Source organism: Bifidobacterium sp. UBA744 (genome assembly GCA_002298605.1).
GTDB lineage: Bacteria > Actinomycetota > Actinomycetes > Actinomycetales > Bifidobacteriaceae > Bifidobacterium.
Window position 1 is genome coordinate 12175 of the sequence record DBKS01000045.1, and the last position, 17462, is coordinate 29636.

11 protein-coding genes and 1 riboswitch are annotated in these 17462 nt (G+C 64.0%); of the genes, 4 read left to right on the forward strand and 7 right to left on the reverse strand.

All coding sequences use genetic code 11. The features are described from left to right. Window positions 1–81 precede the first annotated feature (81 nt). On the reverse strand, window positions 82–2781 hold the full coding sequence (gene ligA, locus B2994_RS04625) for an NAD-dependent DNA ligase LigA (protein WP_291527203.1): 2700 nt from the start codon (window positions 2779–2781) through the stop codon (window positions 82–84). 29 nt (window positions 2782–2810) lie between these two features. Continuing rightward, on the reverse strand, window positions 2811–6203 hold the full coding sequence (locus B2994_RS04630; RefSeq protein ID WP_291527204.1) for a tetratricopeptide repeat protein: 3393 nt from the start codon (window positions 6201–6203) through the stop codon (window positions 2811–2813). Between the two features lie 116 nt (window positions 6204–6319). On the opposite strand from B2994_RS04630, the gene B2994_RS04635 reads away from it, so the two are divergent. Continuing rightward, the gene (locus B2994_RS04635; protein WP_291527205.1) at window positions 6320–8542 is read left to right on the forward strand and encodes a hypothetical protein; all 2223 of its coding nucleotides are present in this window, start codon (window positions 6320–6322) and stop codon (window positions 8540–8542) included. A gap of 31 nt (window positions 8543–8573) precedes the next feature. Then, entirely contained in the window at window positions 8574–9362 is a 789-nt protein-coding gene (locus B2994_RS04640) for an energy-coupling factor ABC transporter ATP-binding protein (protein ID WP_291527206.1), read from the forward strand. Here the strand turns inward: B2994_RS04640 and B2994_RS04645 are convergent. Together B2994_RS04645 and ppgK are read right to left on the reverse strand one after the other, a co-directional pair. After that, entirely contained in the window at window positions 9351–10559 is a 1209-nt protein-coding gene (locus tag B2994_RS04645) for a pyridoxal phosphate-dependent aminotransferase (RefSeq protein WP_291527207.1), read from the reverse strand. The genes B2994_RS04640 and B2994_RS04645 overlap by 12 nt on opposite strands. A gap of 27 nt (window positions 10560–10586) precedes the next feature. Further along, window positions 10587–11372, reverse strand: a complete 786-nt coding sequence (gene ppgK / locus B2994_RS04650) for a polyphosphate--glucose phosphotransferase (protein WP_291527208.1) — start codon at window positions 11370–11372, stop codon at window positions 10587–10589. A 172-nt stretch (window positions 11373–11544) separates the two neighbouring features. Here ppgK and B2994_RS04655 point away from each other — a divergent pair, with 172 nt between their 5' ends. Then, window positions 11545–12327 carry a nitroreductase family protein gene (locus B2994_RS04655; RefSeq protein WP_291527209.1) on the forward strand — a complete coding sequence of 261 codons (783 nt, stop codon included), beginning with the start codon at window positions 11545–11547 and terminating at the stop codon, window positions 12325–12327. Between the two features lie 80 nt (window positions 12328–12407). Further along, window positions 12408–13349: a glycosyltransferase gene (locus B2994_RS04660; RefSeq protein ID WP_291527210.1), complete on the forward strand. Its 942-nt coding sequence runs from the start codon at window positions 12408–12410 to the stop codon at window positions 13347–13349. 12 nt (window positions 13350–13361) lie between these two features. On the opposite strand, the gene B2994_RS04665 is transcribed toward B2994_RS04660, so the two are convergent. The 3 genes from B2994_RS04665 to B2994_RS04675 form a co-directional block, all read right to left on the reverse strand. Then, window positions 13362–15683, reverse strand: coding sequence for an energy-coupling factor transporter ATPase (locus B2994_RS04665; RefSeq protein ID WP_291527211.1), 2322 nt, complete (start codon window positions 15681–15683; stop codon window positions 13362–13364). An 86-nt stretch (window positions 15684–15769) separates the two neighbouring features. After that, complete coding sequence (locus B2994_RS04670; RefSeq protein ID WP_291527212.1) at window positions 15770–16357, reverse strand: ECF transporter S component; 588 nt, start codon at window positions 16355–16357, stop codon at window positions 15770–15772. A gap of 6 nt (window positions 16358–16363) precedes the next feature. Continuing rightward, window positions 16364–16515, reverse strand: a riboswitch (FMN riboswitch). A gap of 239 nt (window positions 16516–16754) precedes the next feature. Then, a partial coding sequence (locus tag B2994_RS04675) for an AAA family ATPase (protein WP_291527213.1) occupies window positions 16755–17462 on the reverse strand: 708 nt, incomplete at its 5' end.

The following is a 17462-nucleotide window of genomic DNA, read 5'->3' on the forward strand; positions in this document are numbered from 1 at the left end:
GACAGTGCAACTGGTGCTCTACCCTAGCGGCTGCGCCCGCGGAATGCCAGAGCGATATGCCGCCAGCAGCGAACGCCGACGCTACTCGGTCTCGCCGGTTTCCAGCAAATGCCTGAAATGGGCCTCATCCAGCATGGGAATGCCCAGCTCCTCGGCTTTGGCGGCCTTGGAACCGGCGTTCTCCCCGACGACCACGTAATCCGTTTTCCTGCTCACCGATCCCGCGGCCTTGCCGCCGCGCTCGACAATGGCCTCTTTGGCGGAATCACGGGAGAATCCCTCCAGTGATCCGGTGACCACCACCGTCCGGCCCGCAAGCGTCTGAGCCAATGTGCTGGCCTGCGCCTGGCCGACGCCCACGCCCGCAGCCTTCCACGCGGACAGAATCCGCCCGCGCCAATCGTCCGGATCCGCCGCCGCCGCGAACCAGCGCACCACTGATTCGGCGATTTCCGGCCCGACGCCGTCGATGGCGGTGAGCCGCTCCACGTCCGCATGCTCGATCGCATCAAGGGAACCCAGCGACGAGGCGATCAGCCTGGCCGTGGGAGGTCCCAGCCGGCGAATGGACAGCGCGACCAGCACACGCCACAGATCGACGTTCCTGGCCTTGTCGATCTCCTCGAGCATGGCCCGGGTGTTCTCCCCAGGCCGGACGATCACCGGCACCCGAGTCACCTCACCGGTGCGCGACGTCTTCTCATCGACGCGCACCACGTCGGCGTCCGCAGGCACCTCATAACCCGGAAACTCGCCGTCAACGACCTTCTTGGACCGTCTGGCCGGCGCCGGGGCCGTCCAGAACGCCGGAACCTGCCGCCATAGGCCGGATCCGCCCAGCCGCTTGCGCGTTTTGCGTCTGCGCCCCGCATCGTCCACGCTTTCACGCACTTCGACGATGGGGATTTCCCGCCAGACACGCACATCCTTCAGCCGCCTCACATCCAGCGAGAACAACCCGGCCTCGCTGTCGAGCACCGGCGTCTGTATGGGCGGCAGTGCCAGCCCCTCGACGGGCGTGTAGGGATCGGGCTCCTCGCCCGGTCCCACCAGCAGCTCATCGATATTGGGCGCATAGGTGTCGACCGAGTGGGGACGGTCCAACTCCGGATTGGTCAGCGCGATGGCGCTTTGATCACCCAGATGCTCAATGTCGAAGGCTTTGCGCGAAGACAGGTTGATGATGCGCTCGGTCAGCTGCGCCGGACAGGATTCGACATTCGGGCAGCGGATGTCCTTGTCGCCCTCCTTGGCCGGCGCCAACTCGGCCCCGCAGCTTGGGCAATGCGTAGGCATGACGAAGTCGCGCAGCTCGCCTTCGCGGCCACATCGACGCTCAAGCACCGGCCCGACAAGCTCGGGGATCACGTCGCCGGCCTTGCGCACCACCACGGTATCGCCGATCTTCACGCCCTTGCGCGCCACCTCGAACGGATTATGCAATGTGGTGCGGGCCACCGTGGAGCCAGCCACATACACGGGCCTGAGCACTGCGACCGGGGTGACGCGGCCGGTGCGCCCCACCTGCACGGTGATGTCCAGCAGCTCGGTATTGACCTCCTCGGGCGGGTACTTGTAGGCGATGGCCCAGCGCGGCGCACGCGATGTGGCGCCAAGGGAGCGTTGCAATCCCAGATCGTCGACTTTGACCACAATGCCGTCCAGCGCATGCTCGATGTCGCCGCGATGCTCGCCGTAGTGATCGATCATGTCGAGGATTTCGCCGAAGGACCGTACGGAACGATTGTGAGGAGAAACCGGAATGCCCCATTTGGCATACAAGTCATAGGCCTCCGACTGCTCGCGAATCACGTCATGCGTACCGCGCGGGTGATCGGCGCCCCAATCCAGGCGTCCGATGCCATGCGCGTAGAAACTCAGACGACGCGTGGCGGTGATCCGCGGATCCTTTTGGCGCAGCGACCCAGCCGCGGCATTGCGGGGATTGGCGAACGGCGTCCGTCCGGCATCCTCCTGCTCGTTGTTCAACGCGCGGAAGTCGTCCCAGCGCATGAACACCTCGCCGCGGATCTCCACAAAATCGGGGACGTCCGATCGATCTCCGCCGAGATTCGCGGGAATGGTGCCGATGGTGCGCACATTCATCGTGATGTCCTCGCCCGTGACGCCGTCGCCGCGCGTCAGGCCGCGTTCAAGCACGCCATTGCGATAGATGAGGTTCAGGGCCAGACCGTCGATCTTCACCTCGCAACTCATCGGCAGCGGCTTGTCCGCCGGCCAATCCAGGTCGCGGAGCACGGAATCGTACCAGTCACGCAGTTCCTCGATCGAAAACACGTCATCAAGGCTCAGCATGCGGCTGGGATGGCGAACCGAGGCGAAATCGTTGGAGAAGGTGCCGCCAACCCGCTGCGTGGGGGACGTGGGCGTATTGAGCGCGGGAAAATCGGCCTCCAAACGCTGCAGTACGCGCATTCTGGCATCGTAGGCCGCATCGGAGCTCACCGGTGAGTCGTCAATATAGTAGGCGATCTGATCCGATTCCACCCATGCCGCGACCTTGGCCCACAGCCGCTGCGCGCGGTCCGAGTCAAGCCGACTTACATCAAGATGGTCAAGTCGCGTCGCGTCGGCGTCGGTGGGCTGCAATGCGGCAATCCACTGCGGGGAGCCCGGCGCCCAGGCAACCGAGCCGGTGTTCTCCACAGGCGTCTCGGCACCCCGTCGGTCAGCGGCGTCTCCGGAGGGGGAAGCGGCCTGTCCGTCAAAATCCCATGCCAACTGCGCCGGCGCGCGACGCGCTGATTCATCCTTCGTCATGCTGACCATCGTAGCGATCCGGCAGGAGCTCAGGCGCTCAGCGAGCGGATGAACTGGGCCTGAATGACGTCAATGCCCCGATCCTCGCCGTCATTCATACGGGCGGCGGCCACCGACAGGGTTCTCGCAGGCACGAACATACCCTGGTCGACCGTGATGCGGGCGGCCTGTCTGACGATCGACGCCACTTCGATATGCGGCCAGACCGGCAGCTCGTGGCGCCGCAGCACCAGCTGCGCCTGCTCGACGCCACGGGGCACGTCGATGCACTGCGAATCGGCGCGCGCCAGCAGCTCGTGCAATTCGCCGCCCAACGCCTCGATCTGCCCGGGCGCAATATGATCGGCCATGATATAGGCGGCGGCGGCCACATCGAACTCATCACGCATCCAGCATGCGTATGCCAGACGGTAGTATGCGAAGGCGGCATCATCGCGATCCAGCGACACCCGCAGCGCGTTGAGGCAGGCGGCGCGCGCGGAATCCCAATCCTCCAGGCGAGCAAGCTGCACGGCGAGCTTCATATGGCTCAGCGGATAGGCCGGCGCATACGCCACCATGCGGTTCAGATGGCCGAGCGCCTCCTTCGGGCCTTTGATCTGGGACAGCAAGTCGGCCAATTCCATATGCGCATAGAACAGATTGTCGGGAATCAGCACGGTGGTTTCGTCCGGAGTGGCGAACAGACGGTTATAGGCCACGCGTTCCGCGTACGAGTTGAAATAGCGCGGCACCCCATGGCGGGCAAACGCCTCGTCCATCGAGGCGACGGCGTTCTGGCACAGGGCGATCGCCCGCTCCACCTGTCCGGAGAACAGCAGGTCACGGGCCTTGAGCCGTTCGGCATCCAGGGTGTGCGCCATGGAGAAGGCCAGTTCGGGAGTGTCCAGACCGTCGATCAGAGCGCTGGTGACCTGGGGGGCCAGTTCGGTGAGCTCCGGATCGGACAGTCTGTTGACCAGCGACATCGCGGCATGCGCCTTGGCGACCGAAGCCATGGAGTCGTCGGCCGCAATGTGATGGAACTCCGCCACGGCACGCTGCAGCAGATCCTCCCGCTGAATGGCGAGACCGGTGGAATCCGAGCATCCAAGAACCTCGTCGGTTTCACGGGAGAACGCCACGTCGGCGAGCTCCGGCTCCTCCTGGGACCCGTGTGGGGCGAAGCGGCTGTCGCTCAAATCGAATCCGGCGTCCACCGGCTGCAGGCCGCCACGGGCGTCGACCTCCATCGTGGCCTCGAACAGGCGGTAGAAATCCAACGGATGGGCAAGGCCTTCGAGGCGAAGCTGATCCAGGAACCGTTCGCGGGTAAAGGTCACCGACACCAGATTCCGCACCGAGGGGCTGCGCCGCAGCACCGCCATCGGGTCGGACTCGTCAAGGACGTCGTCGTTGCCGGCATCATCGGCGTCGGATTCCCCCAGCATCGGCGCGTCCGGCAACGCAACGCCGGAGGATGCTGCGTCCGGGGAGTCGGAACCGGATGAGGAGGCCACCGGGCCGGACGGCGCGGCATCGCCAAACACCGTCTCGTCAAGGTCGATCCCCTGCATCAGGTTGCGGAACTCGTCATTCACCTGTTCGTCGCCCAAATCGCCGCCGGAGGTGGGGTGGGCTGGATCGCCATGGATGTCGCCGTCTTTCGGCGCGGCCTTGGCACTGGACACCCCGGACCCGGCGCGCATGCGTTCAAAGGCCTTCAGCGTTTGGCTCATCAGCTCGCTGATCGCCGAATTCTGCTCGGCGACCGCCTCCTCCAGACCGATGGAATCGATATGCAGCGACACTCGTTGCACTTGGTCCCCCGCTCCAAACGCCAGGGCGGCCATCATCAGGCCGATGCGCAGATTGTAGGCCGTGCCGAACTGAGCGCGCGCCACATCGGACAGCTTCGCCCACTGCCCGCTCATCTCGTCGTAGCGGCTCACCGGCATCATCGAGCTGCCCGCACTGGTAAAGCCGAGCGCCACCTCACCCGTTTCAAGATTCGAGCGGAAATCGACGTCGAAGCGATATGGCAGCCGAAGTCTGCGCACCAACGTCGACAGGGTCTGGCGGTACACCCATTCTGAGGCGGGCGTGGAGGCGCCGGCGACGGCCCGCGGATTCGCATGCCCGTCGTTCCCGTCGTCACTGGCATTCCCGACATTCCCGGAGGCGATTTTCCGGGCGGTCTCACGCGCCGCCTCGACCATATGCCATGCGGCCTTCGTGCCGTCATCGTGCACCGGATCAAAATCGCGCTCATAGCCTTCGGCACCCAATGCGATCAGGGCGGGGTTGGCAAGCATCGCCTGATCGATCTGCGCGGCCTGCTCACGCGTCACCGTGTCTTCCGTGGGCAGCGCCCCCACCGAGGCGTTGCGCTCCAGCCAGGCGCTCACGGCGGCGAAACGATTGAGATTGCCTTCGATGCTCAGGGCGCGCAGGGCGGCCGGGAACGCCAGCGAGGAGTCCCACCCGAACAGGTAGCTGCCCGAATAGCTCGACGTGTACAGATGCAGCGGCTCGGCGCCGTGCACCGGCTCAAGTTCCTGAACGTCGCCCAACGCGCCCGCCTCACGCATCAGGTCGGCGAAATGGTCCTCGAGTCCCGAAACGCGCATGCCCTTGGCACGCGCCTCGAGACTGTCTCGGACGCAACGACGGATCGCGCCCATCGGCGCCTCGCGATTCAGCCGTCGGAAGATGTTGCCGGATCCGAATCCGATCAGCATGCCGTGAATCTGCGGCAGCATATACGCGCTGAAAAACGCGATGGCGATCGCATCGCGAAACTCAAGGCCGTATCGCAGCGTTTCCGGCAGCCGCGGCCTCAGCTGCTCAAGCGTATAGCGGTTGTTGGTCTTCAGCCAGGAGGCCAGCCAATTCATACGGCCGGCGTCGTCCTTGCCGGCGACGGCGCCGTACACGGCCTTCACGATTTTCGGCGACCTGCCGTCCGCCTTCCGCGCACCGAAACGGCTGCCATAGGGCAGCGAAACGGTCCCCTCCTTGCCGAAGACGAATCTGGGTTCCAGACCATGCAGATCCGTCTTGGGATCGGTGACGACGAACACCCGACCACGATCGTCGGCGAGCGCCACCTGCGCGAAATGGCTGCGATCGACGAACACGCCCAGCGAGAAGGCGCTTCCACGGCTTTCGGGCAACTGCGCCCAGCCGAGTTTCAGCCCCTTCGGCACGCCCTCGATGCCCTCCTCGAATATGCGGCGCTTGATCAACGGGTTCAGGGTCCGGGAACGTTTGGCCAGCTCGGCCACCATGTCGGGGGTTTCGCCGCCGCGCCGCCGCGCCTCGACGGAGGAGAGGGCCTCGGCGAAGGCGTTCGGATCGCCCCGCCGCGCGGCAAGCCCTTGCAAGGAATCCACGATTCGCCGCAATCCGGCGTGGTTCTTATACTTAGGCTTTTGGAACATGTTCCCGATTGTCCCAACCCAGCCAGACATGACGCCGAGAGAATAACGCGGATGGTTTGATTGGCGCACACCAACGGGAGGGGAACGAACGACGACGGAAAATGAGGATGTGGCCCATGGCGCGAGTGTTCAACCGACGGACTGGCATGATCTGGCTGGCGGCGTTGCTCATCGCACTGGTGGAGCTGTTCGGCTTCAATCTGCCGCACTGGCAGTCGCTGGGGCAGGCCGCGGAGGTGGGAGCGGCCGATCATTCCACGATGGGTTCCGGACTGGCCGTCCGAGGCCAGGGCGCCTACGAGATCGTCGACCCGACCGAGGCGTATGTGGAGATCAGCCAGCTGGATTCCCCCGTCGGCTTCGTGCACGTGGACGCCGAGGGCTCCTGGGACGAGATGCTGCAGGACGCCCGCGAGCTCAATTCCTCGAACCGCCCCAAGGATTCATGGGGGCTGGCGCTGCTGGACAACACCTATGACGACGCCAATGAGACGCTGTCGATGACAAACGTGCGTCTCGACGTGATGGTGGATGGCGTCTGGCAGGCCAACCAGGCCGATTACTACAACGCGAACATCGAGGAGTCGAACTATCTGAAAAACCGTGTCGGCGGCAAGGTGACGGCCGTGCGCCTGTGGTTCCAGGAAGCGGCAGGCTCGAAGATCCGGTTCACCACGATGACGGTGAACAGCGTGGTGCCGATCTCCGTCAACTGGCTCCGCGTCGCCGTCATGGCGCTGGTGGCGGCCGTCATTCTCGCCTTCCGTCCGTCCTCGAGGCTTTGGTCCATCCCTCTCGACACGCACAGGCGCGGCCAGCGCTGGGCGTTGGTCGGACTGCTGGTCCCCGCGCTTCTGGCGGTGGTCTCGGTCACCGTGGGCAATGTCTGGTTCTATTCGCCGAACGTCTATCACCATCCGGGCCAGTTCACCTATGATTTCGACCAATATGCGCATCTGGCCGACTCCTTCATCAAAGGAACCCCCTGGCTTGATCTGCCGGTGCCAGACGAGCTTGCCGCCGCCGGCAATCCGCTCGACATCGCCACGCGCAACCGGCTCGCAGCCGATGGCGTTCACCCGATCTACTGGGATTACGTGTTCCACAACGGTCACTGGTATTCCTACTTCGGCCCGATTCCCGCCCTGCTGCTCTACCTGCCGTATCAGCTCATCACCGGCGGCATGCTGCCCACCGCCACCGCACTGGCATGGATGATGTTCGGGGTGCTGGTCTTCGGTTCCCTGCTGATCGTACGCATCATGCGCCGCTATATGCGCAACCCCTCCCTCGCGGCCACCGGGTTGGCGATCATCCTGTTCATGTTTGGCGCGAACGTCCCCTACCTGTGCTACCGCAGCAACTTCTACGCGGTTCCCATGACCTCATCCCTGCTGGCAACCACACTGGGCCTGTGGCTGTGGCTCGGGGCGAAGCGGCCCGACGGCGAACTGTCGATGGCGCGCATCGGCTTCGGCGCGCTCTGCATCGCCGCGAATCTGGGATGCCGGACCATGTACGTGGCGGCGGCGCTGCTCGCCTTCCCCATCTTCTGGCAGGACATCACACGCATCCTCACCGGAATCCGCAAGCGGGCCATGGGGCTTATGGCGATCGTCAAACCGGTGCTGGCGATGGTGCTGCCCGCACTGGCGGTGGTGCTGCCGCTGCTGTGGTACAACTACTGGCGATTCGGCTCGCCGCTCGATTTCGGCAACGACTATCAGATGACGGTTATCGACCTGGTCGACTACAAGTCGCCGATCAGCGATCTGCCGCTCACGCTGCTGTACTATCTGCTGCTGCCCCCGCGATTCATCGACGTCTTCCCGTTCCTGTCCATCAATCCGTCGCCGTTCGTCAACTGGGCCTATATGGAACCGTCCATCGGTGGCCTGTTCGTCGCGTTCCCGATATTGCTGCTGCTGATCGCCCTTCCCTTCATGCGTCGGCGCATGCATCGGCGGCGCACCTGGGGACTGGCCTGGACCTGCATGGCGCTGGCCGGCGCGGTCATGGCGTTCGACGCGTATAAGGCCGGTTTCGGCTGGCGCTACATGACCGACTTCAGCTGGCTGCTCACCATCGCCATGCTGCTGGCCGTCATGAGCCTGATGGACACCACGCCGTCGGCCGAGGCGTGCGAGCAGGCGAGGGGCCGGGTGGAACGCGCGATGCCGACAGCGCAGCGCCGCGTCGCCCGGCTGGTGATCGCGCTCACCGTGCTCACCGCGATGGTGACCTTCCTGTCGTATTTCGCCGTCGGACGCCAGGATTCCATGTACCGGCTCGTACCGGATCTGTGGTCGTCCTTCGGCTCATGGTTCAAACTGCTGTAGTCCAACATATCCGTTGAGGAAAGGCACTGATATGATCTTCGGTTTCGGCAAGGCCTCCGACGACTTCCAGTCGCATCCCGACGCGGCGACGTTCACGCTGGCGAACACTGGCTACACCTATGAGGACGGCGGGGTGGGATTGCTGCGTTCCACCCTGACGATCAGCGAGGCGGATAGGCGCGTGGCGATTATCGGCCTCAACGGGTCGGGGAAGACCACGCTGCTCAAGATGCTTGACGGCGCGCTGGTCCCCTCCGAAGGCGTTGACGTCACCATCGACGGCGAAACCCTGAACACCGCGTCGAGAAAAGACCTCAAACGCATCGAGCGGCTGGTGGGTCGCGTGCGTCGCGAGGAGATCCCCAACGCCTTCTACCAGGCCGAAACCATCACCGAGGCGTTGACCGCACCGTTGAGGAAACGCAAGGTCGCCGAGGGGGAACGAAACGCGATCGTCGGCAATCTGCTCGCGCACTTCCAACTCTCCGACTGCGCCCGACGCGCCGCATCCGAACTGGATTCGGAGAAGCGTCATTTTCTGGCGATCGCCGCGGCGCTCACGTTCAACCCCGCGGCGATCGTCGCGGACGAACCCACCAAGGGACTTGACGAAGCCGGCTCGGCACACGTGGCCGCCGCGCTGTTCAGCTACGACAAGCAGGTCATTTTCGCCACCCACGACACCGATCTGATCACACGCCCCGACTATGCGATCGACAGGACGCTGGTGCTGGACGGGCACCGCATCGCGTTCGACGGGAAACCCGGCGAAGCGGTGGCGTTCTACCGGGACCTGATTCGCAGACGGCTAGGCCAGTAGAGCCGCCACAGTGCCGAGAACGGCACGGATATTGCCCTCGAAGACGTCGGGCTCGGGCAATAGCGAGACGGCCAGATAGCCGTTTGAAGCCATGTCGAAGAAATATCCGGGCTGGCCGCTCAGGCCATGATCGCGGATCAGGCGCAGCACCAGCTCGTTTTCGTCGATCACTCCGGGGAAACGCAGCAGCACATTCCATCCGCCTTCGGCGCGCAGCACGGACACCACGCCATTCGGATCCTCGTCCAGCAATTCGTGCAGGCGGCGCAAATTGCCCCGCACCCGATCGAGCACCAATGAGGTCTGCGCACCGGCCACAGCCAGCAAATCACCCATGCGGCTGGCGATGATGTCGCTCATCGGCAGATAGTCGTCGGCGATCACATCCAGACGGCGTTTGGCCTCCTCGACGTCCTGCGCAGGGCCGGACACCTCGATCCAGCCGACTTTGGCATTGGGGGCCGCCAGCATCTTCGAAAAGCCATCGAGGGCAAATGTGAGCACCCCGCACTCCCCCGCCAGACGCGCATTGCCGTCGAACGGTTCGAGCGTGTAATCGTAGAACACCTCGTCGGCGATCAGCGCGATGCCGTAGTCGCGGCACAGCTCGACGATTCGCTCCCGTTCCGGGGGCTTAACGTATGACCCGGACGGGTTGTTCGGATTGATCAGCACCAATGCGCGGATGCGGGCGCCGTCCGGCCCATTCAGCAGCCCCTCGATACCAGCCACGTCGATCATCCACGATCCGTCGAACAGCAGCTGGTATGGCAGTGCGTCCACGCACTCCAACCCGCAGATCGATTCGATGAGCGGATACCCAGGTTTGGGGGCCAGCACCGCGTCGCCGGCGTCGCAGAGCAGTTTCACCAGCCACGAATACGCTTCGGAGGTGGAGCTCAGCAGATACAGGTCGTCCGGGTCGACGCCGCGGCTGGCAGGCGCCGCGCCGGCCGCCATCGCCCCCAGTGATCGGCGCCCCGCGAGGTAGTCGGCCAATTGCTCCCGGGCCTTGCGCGGTCCCCTGGGCTCCGCGGAGTATTCCCACGGCACCACTTCGCTGCTGAGCCCATGCCTGGTGGGATTGGAATCATTGAGCTTTCCAAGCGCCCGACCGGCTGATGCGGCTTCGAGTTCGGCGACGGCGATCGGATTGAGCGTACGGGAACCCACGCGGGACGAAAAATGCACAGTCATGCCCGCCATTGTAGCCGGATACCCGCGTCAGGACTGATCCGCCCCCTGCCAGCGCTTGACGTCCGCATAGTAGGCGGCGCCCACAATGCCCGCGGAATTGCGCAGCTTGGCCGGCACGATCGGCGTTTTGACGTCGACATAGGGCAGGAACTTCTGACTGTCCCTGCTCACGCCGCCGCCCACCACGAACAGGTCGGGATTGAGATAGTGCTCGAGCAGGGCGTAATACTTGGTCAGGCGCTTGGCCCACTTCTTGTAGCCCAGATCCTCGGCGTCCTTCACCGACGAAGCGGCGTACTTCTCGGCGTCGCCCTTGCCCTTCGGCAATTCGATATGTCCCAGTTCGGAGTTGGGTATCAGCACGCCGTTGTAGATCAGTGCGGTGCCGATGCCGGTTCCCAACGTGGTGGCGACGACCAAACCCTTCTGCCCCCGGGCGGCGCCGTACCGCACCTCGGCGAGACCGGCCGCGTCGGCATCATTGACCACGGTGACCGGCCGGCCGCACGCCTCGGCGAAACACGCCTCCAGATCCACGCCTATCCACGACTGGTCAAGATTCGCCATGAAATCAAGCGGTTTGCCGGGCTTCACCGGAGCGGGAAACGCCACGCCCACGGGCATATTGTCCGGTACCTCGAAGTGCTCGAGCAGCTGGCGGACGATCCCGCCCACCGCTTCCGGCGTGGAGAGTTCCGGGGTGAGGATTTTGAGACGAGGCTGCGCAAAATCGCCCTTCCCGAGGTCAACCGGCGCGCCCTTGATGCCGGATCCGCCGATGTCGACGCCAAACGCCTGCGCTGTATCAATCATTGCATCTCTCCTTTGCGATAGACGATGAATACCGGACTGGCACGACAGATTGTAACGCCGGCCGAAGAACAATCCCCTCCCCGGATCCGGGTCGGCGGCCATTCTGAGACCTTCGTCACACTGGACGCGTAACCCGACGCGGAGAACGCCGATCCGTAAGATAATGGGAACTATGGCAGAACATACGCAGCTCATTGACGCAATCGACATTCGCACGGCCATCCGAGCCTATGATCCGGACAAGATCGAAGACGATCAGGCACGTCAGCTGTCCATGACGCTCGACGCCGTGAACATGCTGGCCGGTCTCAACATCCAGCTGGTGCGCGACCAGCCCAAGGTGTTCGCCGAGGCCAACTCCTCCGGGCATCTCACCAACGCCGCCAACTATCTCGCCGTCGTCGGCCCGAAGAACGACGACGAAGCCAGGGAAAAGGGCGGTTTCTATACCGAACGCGTGGTGCTCGCCGCCACCCTGTACGGCCTGGGCACCTGCTGGGTGGCCGGCAGCTGGGACAGGGACGAGGCTGCAAAGCACTGCCGCGTCACCAACAGCCAGGACCTGTATCTCGGCGTGGTGATCGGCCACCCGCAGAACCATCTGGCATATACCGCCAAGAAGTTCGAGGAGCTGACCGAGATCCAGCGCACCCACCGCCCCTCCAAGACTTATGAGGAGCTTACCCGCACCATGTCCGACGCGGATCGCGGCGCGGCGCCGCAGTGGTTCAGGGACGGCGTGGCCGCGGCGGCCAAGGCGCCGAGCGCCATGAACCGCCAGCCGATTCTGTTCTCGTGGGATCCCGATACCGGCACCGCCATCGCCTCCATTGACCCGGAGCTTGACGGCACGTACGCCCTCAACGATCTCGGCATCGCCAAACTGCACTTCCAGCTCGGCGCCGGCACCGGCGACTGGGGCTGGGGTGATGGCGCCATGTTCATCAAGCGCTGACGCCCGCGCCCAAGCTCGGCATGAAGCCTCGGCGCATGCCGCTGGCCGCGACGTATCCGGTCGGGACGTATCATGCTGATATGACCGACCGGTTTTCTGTTTTGATGTCCGTATACGCGAATGACGACGTGGAGCATTTTCGCCGCGCGATCCTGTCGAACTGCGTGGAGCAGACGCGGGTCCCCTCCCAGATGGTCATTGTGCGCGACGGGCCGGTTCCAGCGCCACTCCAGGCATGCCTTGATTCGCTGCCGGCGATGGTCGCCGACGCATTCGACCGGGCGGGACGAGTCGACGAGACGCCCGATATGACGCTGCTTCCCCTCGGGACCAATGCGGGGCTGGCGCATGCCCTGAATGTCGGGCTGACTCGCTGTCGGTATGACATCGTAGCGCGCGCCGACAGCGATGACATCTCGCTGCCCGACAGGTTCGCGCGGGAGATTCCGCTGCTGGAAAGTCATCGGGCCGTCGCAGACGAGGACGGCGCGGACTCCGGCCCCGCCAACGCGACCGGGAAACCATATGACATTGTCGGCAGCGCGATTCGGGAATTTACGCAGAACGAACGGGGGGACGAGCTGCTCGGCCAGATTCGCACGCTGCCGACGGGGGGCGGCGCCCTGATGCGTTACGCCCGCTCCCAGTCGCCTTTGAACCATCCGAGCGTGGCGTTTCGGAAATCAGCCGTTCTGGAGGTCGGCGGATACCCCGAGGGCATCGGCCGTTTCGAAGACTATCTTCTTTGGGAGCGTTTGATCCTGCATGGGGCGCGATTGCGCAATCTCGACGATCCTCTGGTGCTGTACCGCGTCGACGCCGGCGCCTATCAGCGACGCGGCGGATTCGACATGTGGCGCGAGGAGATCCGCCTTCAGCGGCGATTCCACCGCGACGGGTTCACCACCACCGAGCAGTTCCTGCGCAATGTCGCGATCCGCTCGGCGTATCGCCTGCTGCCCACTGGCATCCGTCGCTTCGGATACCGGCTCGTCACGAAACTGCGCGGCAGACGGCGGTAGCATCCGCCTTCGTCAGACACGGGCGAGCCACACCAGCGCCGCTAGGTATATCACGCCCACGGCGACGGCGACGGCATCGCGCGGACCGACGTGCATGACCCGGTAATGGGTGCGGTCGGCACCGCCTTCGTAGCTGCGGGCGTCCAGCGCACGGGACAGGTTGTCGGCATGGCGCAGCGTGCCGGCGAATACGGGGACGATTACCGCGCCAAGCGCCCTGACGCGTTGCGATAGACGTCCCGTTTCGATGGATCCGCCCCGGGCGGACTGCGCGTCGACAACCGATGCCGTCTCCCCCGTCAGCGTGGGAATGAACCGCAAGGCCAGCGACATGACCAACGACAGTTCGCCCGTATGGACGCCACACGCGCCCAATGGTGACAACAACGACGCGAAGCTGTCGGTTATGCCGGTCGGCGTGGTGGTTTCGAGAAACACCGCGCCAAGCACAATCACCAGGGTGAATCGCAGCGAGTAGATCGCAGCGAACCTCAGACCGCCATCGGTGATGGGTATCGGCCCGATATGCGCCAACGGCGTTCCGGTGCGCACAAAGAACACATTCAATGCGCCCATGACCACAATAAGCGCGATGAACATATGGGTGGAAGCCAGCAGTTTCGACCAGGACACCCGTGAGGCCAAGACCACGGTCACGGTCAGGATCATCGCCGCCAGCAGCTGCCATCCGTTTGCGATCATGAAGGCCGAAAACATCAGCACGAGCGTCAGCACCATTTTGACGCGCGGATCAAGACGGTGGATCATCGAGGAGCGGGCCGGACGCTTCCCGGCCTCGGGGACCGGCCGCCCGGCATGAGCGTCGACCGCCTGCGCATCGGCGGCGAAGTCCGACAAGTCGATCACGCGATCGGCCAATGCGAGTTCACCGGAGTCGTGGGTGATCAGCAGAATCGTCACGCCCTGCGCATGCAGCGTGCGGATCAGCTCGTCGATGCGCGTTGTGGCATATGCGTCCAAACTGGAGGTCGGCTCGTCCAGCACCAATACATCAGGCCCGCAGGCGATTACGCCGGCGATGGCGACAAGTCGCCGCTGACCACCGGACAGTTCAAACGGCGAACGACCAGCCAGATGGGCGATGCCAAGCGAATCCAGGGCATTGTTCACGCGCATGTCGACATCGGCGTCCTTCAGTCCCTGATTGCGCGGGCCATAGGCCACATCGTTGTACACGGTATCGGCGAACAGCTGGCGCTCCGGATGCTGCATCACATAGCCGACATGGCTGCGCAATGCACGTCGTTCGCGTCGGCCGGCATGCATGGCGTCGATGCCACACACGCGAATGACGCCATGCGACGGTCTGGCAAGGGCGCATATCAGTCTCGCCAACGTCGATTTGCCGGAACCGTTGCGGCCCACCAACGCGACGGTTTCGCCAGCTTGCACGGCGAACGACACCCGGCTCAGCACGGTCCGCTGATCCTTGCCGTATCGGTAGGTCACATCGTCGATTTCAAGCGCAGGGGACACGCCTCGCAAGCCGCCGTTCCGCGTCCAGCCGCCCGGACGGCCGACGCCCGGATGACCGGTGCCGAACACATTCGAATCGTCGTCCGCGGAAACTCCGGAATCGTTCCGCAGCGTTTCGCGGAGCTCGCTGGCATCGAGGTCCTGCACAATGCGCCCGTGGTCCATGCGGATGAGGCGCGTGGCACGCGCGGCCTCCTCGTTGCGATGCGTCACATGGATGATCGTGGTGCCCCGGCGGTGCAGGGCGTCAAGGATACGCATCACGGCGTCACGGGCGTCGGCATCAAGCATCGCCGTGGGCTCGTCGAGAATCAGCAGCCGTGGATGCATCGCCAGCATGCCGGCAATCGCCGCACGCTGCTGTTGGCCTCCCGACATGCGGGTCGGATCGCGGTCCGCAAGCGATGCCATATCCACCGCGGCAAGCGCCGAACACACTCGTTCGGCAATATCCTGATGGGGCACGCCGAGATTCTCCGGGCCAAACGCCACATCGTCGGCCAGCACCGTCGTGACGATCTGGTCCTCCGGATTCTGGAACACCATGCCAATGCCATGCCGGGCCGCACGATATTCGCCCGGATGGGCACCGCCATCGTCGAACACGGTATGCCCCAGCAATTCGACATGGCCGCCGTCCGGAGCCGCCAGGCCGGCAAGCAGCAGCGCCAGGGTCGATTTGCCCGAGCCGTTGCGGCCCACCAGGCAGATGTATTCGCCTGCGGCGACTTCCATATTCACGCCGTCCAACGCCCATGTGGCCCCGCCATCATAGGAGAAGCGGACGTTATGGGCACGGAGCACTGCGTCGCAGGCCGCGGCAGGCGAATCGGTCATTCCGGTACCTTGGAACCTTTCTGTTGTTGCTCATCCGGTCCTATCCGGAATCCTATGGCATAGAGGCCGTCGTGACGTTGCCACCGTCAGATTCTTTTGTCCAGCAGGTTGGAGATCGGCCGGTAGATCAGGAAGGTCACCACACCGTGAATCGCCATTTTGAGGATGTTGAACGGCAGCAGAGCCGGCACGATCAGCGCCGCGACCTCGGAAACCGGCCAACCGGTGTAGATCGGTGTGATCACAAGATTGCCGAGGATCGCGACGACCACGGCGAGCGCGGCACCGACCAGCATGCCGATCACGGCTCCGGCACGCGTGCGCTTCCTGCGGTAGATGAACGCCGCCGGCACGCTCAGCGAGAGCGCGACCAGGATGGCCATCAGAGCGCCCCACGGATTGGTGAACAGATGCGGCACGAATCCCAACACAGAGACGATCGCCGCGGCGGCCGGCCCGTACGCAAAGCCGACGATCAGCATCACAATGCCTGAGGGATCATATTTCAGAAACGGCGCCGCGGGGAAAATCGGAACCTCCACAAAGCTCAGCACCATGGAAAGCGCCACGAACAGCGCGTACACGGCGATGCGTTTGGTCGACCATCGGCCTGAATCGGCCACGCCCGTCGAATGATCCGATGCGACATTGGGGTTATGCGAAGACACGCTCATCAGAGCACCTCGTTTCTTCCATCCGGACTGTAACCGTTGGCCCCGGACTTTCACCGGATCAACCGCAGCTGCGGGTCGCGGGCTTCGGCAGCCTCCGTTATGAATGCCGGACTTGCCGTTACCGCCAGTAAGGAATTGCACCTTCCCTGAAACTTGCACACCACACTATACACGCAATCCGCCAGGTCCGGGGCAGCTGCGCCCAATTGGACCTGTGACCTGCGTCACAGCCCGGATCGCAACGCCCCACAGGACTCAGTCGGCGAGTCCGACGGAAACCCGCCACCCATGCAAGAGGCCCGGTCTCGCGAAACGAAATTCGTGAAACCGGGCCACAGGGCGTTTCGGACGTCAAACGGACGTCGGCCACACCCGACCTTTACTGTTCGGCCGGCGCTCAGCTCTCGGAACGTTCGGCGCTTTCCTCGTCTTCCGAATCAGCTGGCGCAGCGGCTCCGACGGGCACTTCGACGTTCCGGCCAGCCGGGTCGGCACCGCTTGCATCACCCTGTTCGGCCTCGTCAAAGGGCACGCCCCTGAACGTGAACTCGCCCAGGATACCTTCGCCTTCGGCGTCGACCACAACTTTCTGGCCGTCCTCCAGATCGCCCATCAGGATCTTCTCGGAGATGGCGTCCTCGACGTCGCGCTGAATCACACGCCGCAGCGGACGGGCGCCCAGCAGCGGATCGAAGCCCTTCTCCGCCAGCAGATCCTTGGCCCTATCCGTCAGCTCGAGAGCCATGTGGCGGTCGAACAGACGCTGGTTGAGCTGCGACACATCAAGGTCCACGATCCGGCGGACCTGGGGCTCGGTCAGCTGGCGGAACACGATGATGTCGTCCAGACGGTTGAGGAACTCGGGACGGAACTGCTGCTTCAATTCCGCACTCACCTGGTCCTTCATGCGCTGGTAGCTTGACTCGGTGTTGCTACCCAGCGAGAAACCGGTGGTGGCGGACTTGGCGATGTCCTTGGAGCCGAGATTCGTCGTCAGGATGATGATGGTGTTCTTGAAGTCCACCTTGCGTCCCTGACCGTCGGTGAGATGACCGTCGTCCAGCACCTGCAGCAGCGTGTTGAAGATATCCGGATGGGCCTTTTC

What these genes read in the sequence shown, in the direction of transcription:
- ligA (WP_291527203.1), bottom strand. Translation starts at nt 2,781, where the DNA reads ATGACGAAGGATGAATCAGCGCGTCGCGCGCCGGCGCAGTTGGCATGG.
- B2994_RS04630 (WP_291527204.1), bottom strand. Translation starts at nt 6,203, where the DNA reads ATGTTCCAAAAGCCTAAGTATAAGAACCACGCCGGATTGCGGCGAATC.
- B2994_RS04635 (WP_291527205.1), top strand. Translation starts at nt 6,320, where the DNA reads ATGGCGCGAGTGTTCAACCGACGGACTGGCATGATCTGGCTGGCGGCG.
- B2994_RS04640 (WP_291527206.1), top strand. Translation starts at nt 8,574, where the DNA reads ATGATCTTCGGTTTCGGCAAGGCCTCCGACGACTTCCAGTCGCATCCC.
- B2994_RS04645 (WP_291527207.1), bottom strand. Translation starts at nt 10,559, where the DNA reads ATGACTGTGCATTTTTCGTCCCGCGTGGGTTCCCGTACGCTCAATCCG.
- ppgK (WP_291527208.1), bottom strand. Translation starts at nt 11,372, where the DNA reads ATGATTGATACAGCGCAGGCGTTTGGCGTCGACATCGGCGGATCCGGC.
- B2994_RS04655 (WP_291527209.1), top strand. Translation starts at nt 11,545, where the DNA reads ATGGCAGAACATACGCAGCTCATTGACGCAATCGACATTCGCACGGCC.
- B2994_RS04660 (WP_291527210.1), top strand. Translation starts at nt 12,408, where the DNA reads ATGACCGACCGGTTTTCTGTTTTGATGTCCGTATACGCGAATGACGAC.
- B2994_RS04665 (WP_291527211.1), bottom strand. Translation starts at nt 15,683, where the DNA reads ATGACCGATTCGCCTGCCGCGGCCTGCGACGCAGTGCTCCGTGCCCAT.
- B2994_RS04670 (WP_291527212.1), bottom strand. Translation starts at nt 16,357, where the DNA reads ATGAGCGTGTCTTCGCATAACCCCAATGTCGCATCGGATCATTCGACG.